The organism is Pseudomonas sp. TAA207 (assembly GCF_001529285.1).
Lineage (GTDB): Bacteria > Pseudomonadota > Gammaproteobacteria > Pseudomonadales > Pseudomonadaceae > Aquipseudomonas > Aquipseudomonas weihenstephanensis.
In genome coordinates this window covers 164081-178579 of record NZ_LLWJ01000066.1, presented here as the reverse complement: position 1 = coordinate 178579, position 14499 = coordinate 164081, and the positions used below count along the sequence as shown (strand labels likewise).

General features: G+C 58.6%; 17 protein-coding genes. 14 read left to right on the top strand and 3 right to left on the bottom strand.

Annotated features, from left to right (window positions below):
• The first annotated feature begins 10 nt into the window (after positions 1–10).
• The 13 genes from AP059_RS12980 to AP059_RS12920 all read left to right on the top strand — a co-directional run bounded on the left by AP059_RS12980 (position 11) and on the right by AP059_RS12920 (position 10686).
• Complete coding sequence (locus AP059_RS12980; protein WP_048401917.1) at positions 11–760, top strand: transporter substrate-binding domain-containing protein; 750 nt, start codon at positions 11–13, stop codon at positions 758–760.
• A 103-nt stretch (positions 761–863) separates the two neighbouring features.
• Positions 864–1583, top strand: coding sequence for an ABC transporter permease (locus AP059_RS12975; protein WP_048364947.1), 720 nt, complete (start codon positions 864–866; stop codon positions 1581–1583).
• A complete protein-coding gene (locus AP059_RS12970; RefSeq protein WP_048364948.1) occupies positions 1580–2290 on the top strand; it encodes an ABC transporter permease in 711 nt (236 codons plus the stop codon). Before AP059_RS12975 ends, AP059_RS12970 begins: the two co-directional genes overlap by 4 nt.
• 48 nt (positions 2291–2338) lie before the next feature.
• The gene (locus AP059_RS12965; protein ID WP_059763261.1) at positions 2339–3580 is read left to right on the top strand and encodes an NAD(P)/FAD-dependent oxidoreductase; all 1242 of its coding nucleotides are present in this window, start codon (positions 2339–2341) and stop codon (positions 3578–3580) included.
• Between the two features lie 79 nt (positions 3581–3659).
• Positions 3660–4385, top strand: a complete 726-nt coding sequence (locus AP059_RS12960) for an amino acid ABC transporter ATP-binding protein (RefSeq protein ID WP_082706799.1) — start codon at positions 3660–3662, stop codon at positions 4383–4385.
• A 156-nt stretch (positions 4386–4541) separates the two neighbouring features.
• Positions 4542–5105, top strand: coding sequence for a nicotinamide riboside transporter PnuC (gene pnuC, locus AP059_RS12955; protein WP_048364951.1), 564 nt, complete (start codon positions 4542–4544; stop codon positions 5103–5105).
• Complete coding sequence (locus AP059_RS12950) at positions 5102–5626, top strand: AAA family ATPase (protein WP_059763263.1); 525 nt, start codon at positions 5102–5104, stop codon at positions 5624–5626. Before pnuC ends, AP059_RS12950 begins: the two co-directional genes overlap by 4 nt.
• A gap of 323 nt (positions 5627–5949) precedes the next feature.
• Entirely contained in the window at positions 5950–6408 is a 459-nt protein-coding gene (locus AP059_RS12945) for a hypothetical protein (RefSeq protein WP_059763264.1), read from the top strand.
• Positions 6405–6974 carry a hypothetical protein gene (locus AP059_RS12940; RefSeq protein WP_059763265.1) on the top strand — a complete coding sequence of 190 codons (570 nt, stop codon included), beginning with the start codon at positions 6405–6407 and terminating at the stop codon, positions 6972–6974. The genes AP059_RS12945 and AP059_RS12940 overlap by 4 nt, the downstream gene beginning before the upstream one ends.
• A 70-nt stretch (positions 6975–7044) precedes the next feature.
• Positions 7045–7818, top strand: a complete 774-nt coding sequence (locus tag AP059_RS12935; protein ID WP_048364955.1) for a hypothetical protein — start codon at positions 7045–7047, stop codon at positions 7816–7818.
• A 60-nt stretch (positions 7819–7878) separates the two neighbouring features.
• A complete protein-coding gene (locus tag AP059_RS12930; RefSeq protein ID WP_059763266.1) occupies positions 7879–8559 on the top strand; it encodes a C39 family peptidase in 681 nt (226 codons plus the stop codon).
• 43 nt (positions 8560–8602) lie between these two features.
• On the top strand, positions 8603–9349 hold the full coding sequence (locus tag AP059_RS12925; protein WP_059763267.1) for a hypothetical protein: 747 nt from the start codon (positions 8603–8605) through the stop codon (positions 9347–9349).
• Positions 9350–9396: 47 nt separating this feature from the next.
• The gene (locus tag AP059_RS12920) at positions 9397–10686 is read left to right on the top strand and encodes a hypothetical protein (RefSeq protein ID WP_059763268.1); all 1290 of its coding nucleotides are present in this window, start codon (positions 9397–9399) and stop codon (positions 10684–10686) included.
• 64 nt (positions 10687–10750) lie between these two features.
• Here AP059_RS12920 and AP059_RS12915 read toward each other — a convergent pair whose 3' ends face one another.
• Positions 10751–12076 carry a sigma-54 dependent transcriptional regulator gene (locus AP059_RS12915; RefSeq protein ID WP_059763269.1) on the bottom strand — a complete coding sequence of 442 codons (1326 nt, stop codon included), beginning with the start codon at positions 12074–12076 and terminating at the stop codon, positions 10751–10753.
• A gap of 342 nt (positions 12077–12418) precedes the next feature.
• On the opposite strand from AP059_RS12915, the gene AP059_RS12910 reads away from it, so the two are divergent.
• Positions 12419–12685 carry a hypothetical protein gene (locus tag AP059_RS12910; protein ID WP_059763270.1) on the top strand — a complete coding sequence of 89 codons (267 nt, stop codon included), beginning with the start codon at positions 12419–12421 and terminating at the stop codon, positions 12683–12685.
• 126 nt (positions 12686–12811) lie between these two features.
• On the opposite strand, the gene AP059_RS12905 is transcribed toward AP059_RS12910, so the two are convergent.
• A complete protein-coding gene (locus AP059_RS12905) occupies positions 12812–13552 on the bottom strand; it encodes a vWA domain-containing protein (RefSeq protein WP_082706792.1) in 741 nt (246 codons plus the stop codon).
• On the bottom strand, positions 13477–14484 hold the full coding sequence (locus tag AP059_RS12900) for an ATP-binding protein (RefSeq protein ID WP_059763272.1): 1008 nt from the start codon (positions 14482–14484) through the stop codon (positions 13477–13479). Before AP059_RS12900 ends, AP059_RS12905 begins: the two co-directional genes overlap by 76 nt.
• Positions 14485–14499: the final 15 nt, after the last annotated feature.

The following is a 14499-nucleotide window of genomic DNA, read 5'->3' as shown; positions in this document are numbered from 1 at the left end:
GAGGTGCTAGATGAACAATGTCATTCGCTTTGCCAGTGCATGTGCAATGGTTGTGGCCGCAGCGTCCAACGCTTGGGCCGATAAACTGACAATCGCCACGGAAGGCGCCTACCCTCCGTTTAACTACGTTGACTCAGACAACACGCTGCACGGTTTTGACGTCGACATCACCCTGGCGCTGTGCGAGCGCATGAAAGCCGAGTGCACCCTGGTGGCACAGGATTGGGACGGCATCATCGCCGGCCTGATGGCAAAAAAGTACGACGCCATTGTGGCCTCGATGATTGTGAACGAAGAGCGTAAACAGAAAATCGCCTTCACCAATCACTATTACCGCACCCCGCTGTCGATCGCGGTGCCAAAAGACTCGCCTATTACCGATGCCCAGAGTGATTTCAAAGGCAAGGTCGTCGGTGCACAGAGCGCTGCAACCCAAAGCATCTATGCCGAGGAGCACTACAAAGACGCGGATCTCAAACTCTATCCAACCCTGGATGAGGCCAATAGCGAACTGGCCAACGAGCGTGTTGACGTGGTGATTGCCGACAAATTCCCGCTGCTGGAGTGGGTCAATAAAACCGGAAAAGACTGCTGCAAGATTATTGGCGATGTCGACGGCACGATGGCCGACGCTGCCATTGCCGTGCGCCAGCAAGACACCGAACTGCGCGAGCGTTTCAACAAAGCGCTGGACGAGATCGTGGCTGACGGCACCTACAAAAAGATCTCCAGCAAATACTTCGACTTCGACATTTATTAAGTTGCCTGCCCTGTATTAAGGGCATCCCGCCCATTACCTTGCCCTGCGCACCCTGTGTGCGCAGCGGCTGAATATCGGCCCGATTTTGCCCGGGGATTCGAGCATGCTCGATCAACTTTCTCTGCTTTCATTTGCCAGTGGTGGCTGGGGCTCGGCACTGCTTGCCGGCTCGCTAGTGACCATTGCCCTGGCCTTGAGCTGCCTGCCCATTGGTTTACCTCTGGGCCTGGTGGTGGCGGTGGCTGCACGTTCCAAAAACCGCTGGATGCGCGCTTGGGCGACAACCTTTTCGACCGTGTTTCGCGGGCTGCCAGAACTGCTGACGCTGCTGATCATTTACTACGGCTGCCAGATCGCTGCGCAAAAGATCCTGGCGCTGATGGGCTACGACACGCAATTTACGATCAACACCTTCGTCGCCGCCATGATCGCCTTCAGCCTGGTATTTGCCGCGTTCTCCAGTGAAATCTGGCTGGGAGCGTTCAAAACCGTCCCTAAAGGCCAGTTCGAAGCCGCCTCGGCGCTGGGCCTGTCGCCCTTCACCACGTTTCGTAAAGTCGTGTTGCCACAACTGGCACGCATTGCCTTGCCCGGCCTGTCGAACAACTGGCTGTCGCTGCTCAAGGACACGTCGCTGGTGTCGACCATTGCACTGGTCGATTTGATGCGTCAAACCAACCTGGCCGTCAGCGTGACCAAAGAGCCCATGCTCTTCTACAGCGTGGCGTGCTTCATCTATCTGTTTTTTTCAGCCATCTCGGGGCGCCTGTTTGCCTTTCTTGAGCGCCATTTCAACCGCCATCAGCGGAGCGTGCAGCCATGAGCCTGACGGAACTGCAAAACATGTTTCTCAGCCCCGACTTGCTGGAACGCTATGGCCCGCGCTTTATCGACGGATTGCTGGTAACCAGCAAACTGGTGGCCATTTCATTCACCCTGGGCGCCGTGCTCGGCCTGTTGATTGCGCTGGGCCGATTGTCCAACAGCCGCTTCTTGCGCAGTTTCACCGGCGCCTACGTGTACTTTTTTCGCGGCTCGCCCCTGCTGGCACAACTTTTTTTGCTGTATTACGGCCTCGGCTCGTTCAAAAGCCTGTGGCAAGACGTGGGCCTGTGGTGGTTCTTTCGCGATGCGTGGCTGTGCACCTTGCTGGCGTTCACCCTCAACACGGCGGCGTACCAGGCCGAAATCTTGCGCGGCGCCATCCTGTCCGTGGCACAAGGGCAGCGTGAAGCCTGCAAGGCGCTTAACCTGTCGCGCTGGACCACCTTTCGCAAAATCGTCCTGCCGCAGTCGTTGCTGGTGGCCATCGGCCCGTTGGGCAACGAACTGATCCTGATGATCAAAGCCAGCGCCATTGCCTCGCTGGTCACCATTTATGACCTGATGGGCGTGACCAAGATGGTGTTTTCGCGCAGCTTCGACTTTCAGGTCTATCTGTGGGCCGCCGTGCTCTATCTGTTGATCGTGGAAGTGGTGCGCCGCACCTTGAAACTGATCGAAGGCCGCCTCGGCCGTCATTTGCAGTAAGCCCATTGTTCGGGCTGCGAACACGGCCCTCGTCTCAAGGATTTGTTTATGCATTGCGACACCATCGTTCTGGGAGCCGGCATTGTCGGCGTCAGCACCGCGTTGCAACTCCAGGCCAGGGGCCGCAACGTCGTGCTGCTCGACCGTGCTCAGCCCGGCAGCGGCACCAGCCACGGCAATGCCGGGTTGATTGAACGCGCCAGTGTTATCCCCTACTCGTTCCCACGCGAAATCTCACGTTTGCTGCGCTATGGCCTCAACCAACAGTCGGACGTGCGCTACAGCCTTAAGCATCTGCCCAAAGCCGGACCGTGGCTGATGCAGTATTGGCGCCAATCCGGCGACAAAGGCCTGGCCAAAGCCACCCGGGCCATGTTGCCGCTGATTGAACGCTGCGTCAGCGAACATGACCTGCTGGCAGAGCCTGCAGGCATGAGTGCACTGATTCACGACAGTGGTTGGGTCGAGGTTTATCGCACCCGGGCCGACTTTGAAAAAGCCCAGCGTGATGCCGTGGCGCTCGTGCAATACGCACTCAATTACCGTGTGCTGGGCCAACAGCAAATCCATGCGCTTGAACCCGGTCTGCATGAGGATGTGGTCGGCGGCATTCACTGGCTCGACCCCAAAACCGTGAGCGATCCCGGCGGCCTGACCCGCGGCTACGCCGAGCTGTTTATCAAGCGCGGCGGCACCTTTGTGATTGGTGACGCCAGCAGCCTGCGCCCTACGGCCGGGCAATGGCAGGTAGACAGCCACAAAGGTTTGATCGTAGCCAACGAAGCCGTGGTAGCCCTGGGCCCGCAGGCACGCGATATTTTTGAGCCGCTGGGTTATCGCATTCCGCTGGCGATCAAGCGCGGTTACCACATGCACTACGCTGCCAAGGACGGGCACACCATGCAGCACCCGATTCTGGATTCAGTGGGGGGGTATGTGCTGGCACCGATGGTGGGCGGGATTCGCCTGACCACCGGTATTGAGTTTGCTGACAGCGACGACCCGATCAACGAGATCCAGTTACGCCGCTGCGAAGAGCGCGCGCAGCGCCTCTACCCACTGGGCGAACGACTGGACCCCGAGCCGTGGCTGGGCCGGCGCCCGTGCCTGCCGGACATGTGCCCGGTGATTGGCCCGGCCAGCCGGCATAAAGGGTTGTGGTTCAACTTTGGGCATGCCCATCACGGCTTGACACTCGGCCCGGTGACAGGCCGCCTGCTGGCCGAAATGATGACCGGCGAGTACCCGTTCACCGATCCGACGCCCTATAGCGCCGAGCGCTTTTACTGATCACTGGAGACACACAATGCATGCACAACCTGCTTACGTTCACACGCCCGTGTCTCCATCTACCGATACCCGCAAGGTGGTGGTGGATATTGCTGGACTGAACAAGTACTACAGCGCCTTTCATGTGCTCAAAGGGATCGACCTCAAGGTGCGCGAAGGTGAACGCATCGTTCTGTGCGGCCCTTCAGGCTCGGGCAAGTCCACCCTGATTCGCTGCATCAACCGTCTGGAAATTGCCGAACAGGGCCGCATCCTGATCAATGACACCGACCTGTCGCACGCCACCCGCGAAGCCGCCAGCGTGCGCAGTCAAATCGGCATGGTGTTTCAACACTTCAACCTGTTCCCGCACATGAGCGTGCTCGACAACTGCATCCTCGCGCCGATGTCGGTGCGCGGTCTGTCGCGAAAAAAAGCCATCGAGCTGGCACAGCACTTTCTGACCAAAGTGGGCATCGCCAGCCAGGCCGATAAATACCCCAGCCAGCTCTCCGGCGGCCAGCAACAGCGCGTGGCGATTGCCCGAGCCTTGTGCATGGAGCCAAAAATCATGCTGTTCGACGAGCCCACCTCAGCGCTGGACCCGGAGATGGTCAGCGAAGTGCTCGACGTGATGGTTAACCTGGCAGGCAGCGGCATGACCATGCTCTGCGTGACCCACGAAATGGGCTTCGCCCGCCAGGTGGCCGAGCGCGTGTTGTTTCTGGACGGCGGCATGATCATCGAAGACTCGCCGCCCAACGACTTCTTCAGTGCGCCGAAAAGCCCGCGAGCCAAGGCCTTTCTTGCACAGATCGTGCATTAAGCCGCGTTCGGCCAGCCCGGCACCTGCTCGCCGCCTCCCCTGGAGGCGTGGGCAGACCGGCCTTCTCCCCTACGGGATGTTTGTCGTTGCCGACGACCACAACAAGCGCACCTGAGGTTACAATCCCCGCCCTTCTCTCTCCCCCAAGGAACCCCCATGTCAGGGCTTGAACTGTTTGCCGCCGCACTCGGCGTCATTGCCGTCTGGTTGACAGTCAAACAAAACCCTTGGTGCTGGCCCATCGGGCTGGTCATGGTGTTGCTCTATAGCTGGATTTTCTTCGAGGTGAAGCTCTATTCCGACATGTTGCTGCAAGTCATTTATGCGGCATTGCAACTCTATGGCTGGTGGCAGTGGACACGCGCTGGCGCACAACACCAAGGTCGTCAAGTGACGGCGCTCAACACGCGCCAGGTCGCTACGGGGCTGGCCATCGGCGCCGTGGGCAGTCTGGCTCTGGGCGCCGCCATGGCGCACTGGACCGACGCCGCACAGCCGTGGCTTGACGCTGCGCTGACCGCTTTCAGCCTGGTGGCGCAAATGTGGATGGCGCAAAAACGGTTGCAGTGTTGGGCGCTGTGGTTTGTGGTCGATGTGATATTTGTCGGTTTGTTTGTGTACAAGGGCTTGTACCTCACGGCAGGTCTGTATGCCCTGTTCACGGTGATTGCGATTCAGGGCTGGCGTGACTGGCGTCTTGATCCGGCGCTGCGTACATGAAGGTCGTGGTGTTGGCCGGGCCTGAGTCAAGCGGTAAAAGCTGGTTGTCGGCGCAGTTGCAACAGCAGTTTGGCGGCCTGTTGGTCGCTGAATATGTGCGCTATTTCATGGAGCAAAACCCTCGCGATACCTGCCTTGGCGATATTACGGCCATCGCCCGTGGTCAATTGGCATGGGAGGACGCCGCTCGCGCCCAAAGCCCGCATTTGCTGATTCTCGACACGCATCTGCTGAGCAATATCCTGTGGAGCAAGACCCTGTTCGGCGACTGTCCGGCCTGGCTTGAACCTGAATTATTGAGCCGTCATTACGACCTGCATCTGCTGTTGTCGCCCAAGGATGTGGGCTGGACGCCCGACGGTCTGCGTTGCCAACCGAGCCTGGACGAGCGCCTGCAATTCTTTGAACAAAGCCGCACGTGGCTCGAACAGCACCGTCAACCCATGCAAATCATTCGCGGGGGTTGGCAAGAGCGCCAAGCTTGCGCACTGCACGCTGTGGGCCAGCTACTGGCCAATTGACACAAATACGCGTCTGACATGTCCGCTACTGACACACCCATGCCCTCACCCCCCCTTGATTAATCGGGCCTGCGGGCGATTCAGACGACTGTGTAACTGTGCCGTTACATAGACTATTCGAGCCGCCAAAGCCGCACCAAGCACCCGCCGCCCACCGTTACACGCTCGACCCGCTGTCTCAGCATTGAGACAGTTGAGGTGACGCGCCCCTGACACAAACCCACAACTCATTGCTTTTAAACGCAATTGAAAAAGCGGCACAGCTTCTGCTCTCTCTTTCGCAACGCTGATCAGGGCCAGCGTATTGAAGAGAGAACGATGTCATGGGGACTTTACGCACTCAACTCACCCGTTACGCGCTTACGGCTTGCAGCCTCAGCGCTGTACTCGTTTGCCTGAGCGCCCAGGCGGCGGGCAACGGCGAAATCGTTATCACGCGCCAGGTGTACCCGCATGCCGTTGGCAGTATCCCGGCCCCGCCTGACCCCAACCCCACCGTCGTCAACGCCAACCCAGCAGCACAGATCAATGCGATGACAGCCCAAGGCGAATTGGGCGATGGCGATTTTGCCCGCATCAGCACGGGTTCAAGCATTACCCGCACCATCACCACTGGTACCAATAACCTGCCAGGCATGATCAACCACACCGGCATGCCGGGCCTGACCAGCAGTGGCCGAGCCGGCGGCTCAGGTGGCCCGAGCGCCAATCTCGGTGGCCAGATCAATCGCAGTATCGAGCAAGGCATGCGCCCGCTCACCACATTGGGCGGCGGGCAATGAACGTGAAAAGCTCTGTGCTGGTGCTCGCCCTGCTGGCATCCACCCCCGTGCTGGCTGACAGCAATCAGGCCCAAATCAATAATTCCGGCACCGGTTACACCGGCAACATGATGATCAACCAGGCTGCCGGCAACCAGCAGCAACAAGTCAATGCCCGCACTATTTCCATTGGCAGTCAGGTGCAGGGCAACACCAGGGTGAGCCAGCAACTCACCGGTCAGGCCGACCCCGCGCTGGACGCCAAGGTCAGTATTAACGGCGACTCGTTCAGTCATGGCAGCGGTATTTTGGGGATCAACCAATCTGCGGGCGCCAACAATCAAATGGTCAACGCCGTGCGGATCAGCATCAGTACAGCGGCGCAAAGCATCGACGACAACGCCCTCGCGCAACAGAACGTGGCGTTGACACCAAACTCGGTAACAGGAGCACTCAACACCGGCAGCCGCCAGGTCGTTACCAGCGATCAGGCCTTCACCGGCAGCCGCGGAGTGCTTCAAGTCAACCAGAGTGCAGGGGTGGGGAACCGCATGGCTAACACCCTGAATGTACGGGTCGCGCAATGACTCGGGTAACGCGCAGTGCAATTAGAAAAATGCCAACACTCACTTAACTAATGAAGCACGGAGAATCACCATGAAACCTGCAATGGCTCTTAAACCACTGGTTTTCGCTCTGGCTGCACTTATGGCTGTGGCCGCTCAAGCGGACACCAGTGATCGCCACCCAACCCCTACCCCCACGCCTACCACCGCTGTGGTTAACGGCGCCAGTGCTGTGATCGCGGATGTGCAAGTCAGTCACGACAACAACATCACCAATAACGGCACGCTGAACAGTGCAAAAGTTGACGATTCGATCAAAAGCACCAGCGGCAACATCGGTGCCAACGTGGCGTCGGGCGCCGGTAACCAGCAAGATAACGCCGCTGCCATCGCCAACAATGACCAGAACTTTGTGCTCGGTACCGGCGCTGCGTTGACCAGCGCCAGCCAGTCCAGCTATTACAACAAAGTGAACAACCACGGCACTCAGAACGGGGCAACACTCAACAACTCGGTCAACACCACCTCGGGTAACGTTGGGGTGAACGTGGCTGCGGGCGACCTTAACCAGCAGAAAAACAACCTGGCCATTGCGGTGTCCGGTGGCAACCTGGCAACCGCCGGTGCCGGAGCGACGCAGACCTCCAACAACCTGACCGTGGTTAACGACCTCAGCTCGGTCAGCACCCACACCCCGTGGAGCTTTGGTTCAACCACCACCCGGGTACCGGTCAGCAACAACTCCAACATGACCAATGCGCTTAAATCCACCTCCGGCAACGTGGGTGCCAACGTCGCGTCAGGCGTGGGTAACCAGCAGAGCAACTCGCTGTCTATCAGCAGCGTCAGCAAAACCGCCATGTAACACGGCGGTTCAAAGGGCCTCTGCATCAGAGGCCCTTTCTTTGTTCGAGGTGGCCTGCTCATGTTACGCATCGCACTCGCTGTGTTGCTGTGTTTGACCGGTGTTGCGCAAGCGGCGCAAATGGCGGTGGCTGCGTTGCCGGGCGCCAACCTGATTTACAAACCGGTGCAGAGCATTCGCGAACGTCGTTTCAGTGACCTGGTGGAACAGAAAACCGACTTCAGTTGTGGCGCCGCCGCACTGGCGACGATTCTGCGTCAGGCGTACTGGCTGGATGTCGATGAAGACCATGTGATCAAGGGCATGCTGGTCAATGCGAACGAAGAGCTGGTGCGTACCCAAGGTTTTTCGATGCTCGATATGAAGCGCTACATCGAAAGCATCGGCATGCGGGCACGGGGTTATCGCATCCCGGCGCAAAACCTGCAAAACATCAACGTGCCGGTGGTGGTCCTGTTGGACATTCGTGGCTACAAGCACTTTGTGGTGCTGCAACGCACACAAGACAACTGGGTGTACATCGGCGACCCAGTACTGGGTCACAAGCGTTATTCCCAAGACGATTTCGTTAAAGGCTGGAACGGCATTGTGTTTGCCGTGATAGGCCCCGGCTACGACAAAACCAATGCATTACGTGATCCGCCTGTTCCGCTCTCAGCCAAGAACACACTGAACGGGTTCAGCCCGGTCAAAGATGCCGAGCTGCTGGACTTCGGTTTTATCCAAAGCGATTTCTTTTAAGTGCACACACTGACCACGGGGCAGGACGCTTCGGGAGAGGCACATGAATATCAACTATTGGCTGGCAATCAGTTGCGTTGCCGTCTGTTTGCAGGCGCAAGCCGACTCGATGTTTAAACCGATTGAATTAAAGGATCAGGAGTTGGCTGAGTTGCGCGGACGGTTTGTGATGCCCGGACGCATTGTCAGTTTCGGTCTGGTCATGAGCAGCACCTGGACCAACGCGCAGGGCAACAGCATCGGCGCCAGCACCTCCCTGCAATTACAGAACTCGGTCAAACCGCAGTTCTACGTGACCACCTACTCGACTCAAGGTCAAAGCCGTCCCGGCACGCCCACCGTCGGCACCGGCAGCGTGGTGGGCGGTGCCGGGCTAGGCGCGGGGCAAGGCGTGGTCCAAAGCGTGCGCGCGGCGGGCGACAACAACGGGGCCAACAACACTGTCGATATCAATGTCAGCTATGGCAATCAGGCGCCAGTGCTTAATCAGCAAGGTACATTGCTCACGACCAGCGCCCCGGTACAGCTCAACAATGCGGCTGGCAACCTGAATGTTTCAATGAGCGGCGGCGCGGTTCAGTTAGCAATTAGCGCCCACAATAACCAAGGCACTACATTGCAGCAGATCGCTCAAGGCGGGGTCTTACAGAACACCACGTTGCTCGGCGGCGGTAATGCGGTGAATAACATGACGCAGTTAAATATGGTGCTGCGTAACAACGCGGTGAATACCGAGGGACTTAATTCCAGTATTAGCCAACTAAAAGCCCTTCGCGCTGCGGGATATTGAACTAGGCTGAGGCACTACTAAATAGACTTCCCCGGACGGCTTATTTCATGCATCGATCGTTTACCTTTCGCGCCGTTGTATGTATGAGCACTCTGCTTCCCTGCGCGCTGCTACAGGCAGCCCCGGAGGGTGATGTCGAGGCATTAAAGCAAGAATTACTGGAACTGCGTCAACGTTACGACCAGCAACAAAAAGCCCTGGCAGTACTCGAACAGCGGGTACGTCAAGTGGAAGAACAACCTGCAGCCCCAGCCCCGCAAAGGCTGGTCAAGTCTCCGGCAGACCTCAAGCGAGGCCAGACCGTGTCTCAAGCCAGCGGCGGCGGTGCGGGCGGCAGCGGCAGTTCTTACGGCCAAGCCCTCAAGGACGACTCGGCGCCAGCGCAGAGCGTGACCAACCTGTACGACGAAGCCAGTGGTTTTTTTGGCGGCGGCAAGTTCAGTGTTGAAACCGGCGTCACCTACTCGCGCTACGACACACGCCAGTTAAACCTCAACGGCTTGCTGCTGCTCGATTCGATCCTGCTCGGCAACATCGACCTGGACCGGATCAAGGCCGACAACTGGACGCTTGATCTCACCGCACGCTACAACCTCGATAATCGTTGGCAGTTCGACATCAACGTGCCGGTGGTCTATCGCGAGTCGACCTTTCAATCGGCGGGCGCCGGTGGAGACGCCACCCAAACCGCCGAAAAAACGGTCACCCGCGACCCGACCCTGGGTGACGTCAACGTCGGCGTGGCCTACAAGTTTCTCGACGAGTCCGCCAACACACCCGACGCGGTATTTTCTGTGCGTGTGAAGGCGCCCACGGGTAAAGACCCCTACGGCATCAAACTGGTTCAGGCGAGCGGCAGTGGCGACAACATTTCCTACCCTGAAAGTTTGCCCACGGGTAATGGCGTGTGGTCCATCACACCCGGCATCTCACTGGTCAAAACCTTCGACCCGGCGGTGCTGTTTGGCTCACTCTCCTACACCTATAACCTGGAGGACTCCTTCAGCGATATCGGCTCCAGGGCCAATCAAACCCAACCGGGCAGCGTAAAGCTGGGTGACAGCTACCAGATCGGCGCCGGTATCGCCTTTGCCCTGAACGAGAAAATGAGCATGTCGTTCTCGGTGTCTGACCTGATCCAAAGCAAAAGCAAAATCAAATACAAGGGTCAGGACTGGCAAACCCTCACCACCAGCGACGCCAACGCGGGGTACTTCAACGTGGGCATGACCATTGCGGCCACCGACAACCTGACCATCGTGCCCAACCTGTCGATCGGCCTGACCGAAGACGCGCCCGACTTCACTTTCAGCCTGAAATTCCCGTACTACTTCTAACCCAACGCCCATGGAAAAGGCCCGCCGTGGGTGAACACGGCGGGCCTTTTCGTTGTGCCCCGCCCTAGCGGATCTGGTGCTTGTGCAACAAACGGTAAAACGTAGGCCGCGACACGCCGAGCACACGTGCGGCCACGCTGAGGTTATTGCTGTGGCGTTGCAATACGTCACACAGTGCCTGGCGTTCGGCCCGGTCTTTGTATTCTTCCAGCGTGCCCATTGCCACGCAGGGCGCTTGGCGTGTTTCAAGGCCCAGGTCAGGCGGTTCAATCTGCCGCCCTTCGGCCAGCACCAAACCGCGCCGAACCCGGTTGGCCAACTCGCGCACGTTACCCGGCCATTGATGATTACCCATCGCAACCAGCGCCTGGGCGCTGAAGGTGCGCGGGCGGCGGCCGGTTTCAAGGCTGTAGAAGTGTGAAAAGTGATTGGCCAGCATGGCCAGATCACCATGGCGTTCACGTAAAGGCGCGGTTACCACCTGCAATACGTTGAGGCGGTAGTACAAGTCTTCACGAAACCGCCCATTGACAATGGCCGCCTCCAAGTCGACGTGGGTGGCCGCCAACACCCGCACATCCACGGCAATCGGTTGACTGCCACCCACCCGTTCGATGTGTTTTTCCTGCAAAAAACGCAGCAAATTGGCTTGCAACTCCAGCGGCAGGTCGCCAATTTCGTCGAGGAATAACGTACCGCCGTTGGCGGCTTCAATACGGCCGGTCTTGCGTTGATGGGCGCCGGTAAACGCCCCTTTTTCGTGGCCAAACAACTCGGACTGGATCAGGTGTTCAGGGATCGCCCCGCAATTGATCGCAACAAAGGGTTTGTCGTGACGCTGTGACTGACGGTGCAGGGTGCGGGCAACCAACTCCTTGCCGGTGCCGCTTTCGCCGCGGATCAACACCGGGGATTCGGTGGGTGCCAGTTTGCCCAGGAGTTTGCGCAGGTCACGAATGGTACGGCTTTCGCCCAGTAACTCATGACCGGCGCTCGCCACCGCACTTAAACCTTGCCCACGTAACCGGGCCATGCCAAACGCACGCCCCAACGTGACCTGGACCCGTGATACGTCAAAGGGCAAAGTGTGGAAGTCAAAAAACCACTCGCCGACAAAATCGCCCATTTTCTTCAGCTTCAAGACCTCAGGGCTGAGCACGGCAATCCACTCGGTGCCGCTGCGACTGATCATGTCTTTGATGGCTTCTGGGCGCTCCAGGTGAAACGGTTGCAGGCGAAGCAAGCCTACGTCACATGAACGATCAAACACGGCGTCCAGATTACAACTGTCCACATCCCAGCCGATGGTGCGCAGCCCGGGCAGTATCTGATGACAATCATCACAAGGATCAACCACTAACAGACGGCGGGATGAGGACAATTCGAGCATGACTGTTCCTTGGCGCCAAAATAATAAAAGGTTTTTAGAAACAGTAAGTTGTAGAAGCTGTTGGTAACGGTAGTCATTCTTTGACGCGCGCTTGTACCGTTTCTTTATAAGCCTAATATCAAATTGAACTTTACCCACTCAAAGAGCACTAGCCGTCACTCAAAAGAGTGTTTTCGAGCACACTGAAAATTGACCTGAATCAGGTTTATGAAAAAAGGTATAAAAAAATCGATTCTGCGTGTGACCTGAGAGGGGGCATCGGTCATCAGTACAAGTAACCAACCGAACGGTATGCCCAGCCGACGGTTAATCACTTGATGGGCCTATTAGAGAGACCACCTTATGAACGCCCCGCTCCGTTTCAACGAAGCACTTTTGATTGCCGGCCACGCCTTTGAGCCTTTCCAATGCGTTGCCTGGGCTGCACAAGATGGCCATGGCGAACTGAGCCTGAGCGTCATTGACCGCACCAATACCCGAATTGTTAGCAAACAGATCCCGCGCAGTGCCTGCGCCGACGCCGCCCAACTCGAAAACCTGCTGGCCCAAGCCCGCGCCGAGTTAAGCAATGACGGCTACACGCTGCAAGCTTGGGTGATGCCGGCTTAAGACGCAGATCAATACGGCTGTAGCCCCTGACGAGTAGGGCGAGGCTACGTCTGCCCGCGCAGCAGTTGTCACAGCATTCTTTACAGCTGCTGCGCCCCCGAGCGCAGTTTCGTGCCTCGTCAGCGCCTACACGGTTTTGAGTTCGTCGATGTGCCGGTAATCCATGCCCAGACCGGTCGCCATTTGCTTGGCCCGGCCCAGGCGGATCGGCCCGCGCTCTATATCGACAAGTATCCCCGGGCACTCGATCAGCGCCAGTGTTGACCACTCTTTAAGACGACCGTCAGTGAACAGCAACACCTGCTGCTGTTCATTCGCAAAGCGCTTTTGCCGGGTGCTCAGCCAGGACGCTGCCTCAGCCAGCGCCTCCAGTAATGGCGTGCCGCCTCCCGCCCCCAAAGTAGTCAGCCAGTCGTGCAACGCCTTTGAGGCTTTTAGCCCGCTCACGTGCCAGGTCGGCACATTGCCACTGGCGGTCATGACGGCAACCCGCGCACGCTCGCGGTAAGCCTGCTCAAACACCTGGGCCAATAACCCTTTGGCATCGGTCAGCGATTGATGGCGACGGGTTGAAGCCGAAGCATCAACGATCACCAGCCACATGGCCTGCGGCGTACTTCGACGCTGATTAAAGGCCAAATCCCGGCGCGCTCGCGGGCGCCCGCGCAGCAGTGTCTGAACCCAATCAATTGAACCCAATGCACCACTGCGACCGGCACCTTGTTTGCCCGTTTTCAACGTTCCGGCTTGGGGTTTGGCACCCGCCCCCAGCGCTGAAAGGGGGCGAATGCCTAGGGCTTTTTTGGCCAGACGGGTACTTCTCGACGCGCACCTACCGCCTGTGGCTGGGCTGGCAACTCGCCCCACTGCCCTTGCCCTGCGCTGGAAGTCGTGTTGCCGGTTGTGGTTTGAGGCGGCATCGACGCCGGGGCTGGCGATTGTGTCGCATGCGCACGTCGACGATGGCGCAAGGCAAACTCGGCGACAGCATCTATGTCGTGCTGGGCAATTGCGCTGGCACCGCGCCAGGCCGCATGGGCACGGGCGGCACGCAGCCACACCAGGTCGGCACGCATGCCGTCGACACCTGCGGCGAAGCAACGCTCGGTAATGATTGCCAGCGACTGGTCATCCAGCGCTATCTGGCCGAGCAATGCGCGGGCCTGCTCACACCGTGCGCGCAGGGCATCCTGATGGCTGGCCCAGCGGGTGCAAAAGCCTTGCGGATCAGCGTCAAAATCCAGACGCCGACGAATGATTTCGCCGCGCTCGGCCGGTAGCGGCTGCCCGCTCATGACCACATTCAGACCAAAACGGTCGAGCAACTGCGGGCGTAATTCGCCCTCTTCCGGGTTCATGGTGCCAATCAGCACAAAATGCGCCGGGTGACGGTGGGATATGCCATCACGCTCAACCACGTTGGTGCCGCTGGCGGCAACGTCGAGCAACACGTCGACCAGGTGGTCGGCCAGCAAGTTCACTTCATCGACATACAGCACGCCGCCATCGGCTTTGGCCAACACGCCGGGCGAAAACTGCGCCGTGCCTTGACCCAACGCGGCATCCAGGTCGAGGGTTCCGACCAGTCGCTCTTCGGTAGCCCCCAACGGCAACGTGACGAACTGACCGCTGGCCAGCACATCTGCCAGGCCGCGGGCCAAGGTCGATTTGGCCATGCCGCGCGGGCCTTCGATCAGCACGCCACCGACCTTGGGATCAATTGCGCTCAGGCACAGCGCCAGTTTCAAATCCTCGGCGCCCACGACTGCGGAGAGTGGAAAGTGCGGGGTGTCAGTCATGTCCAGATTTCCAAG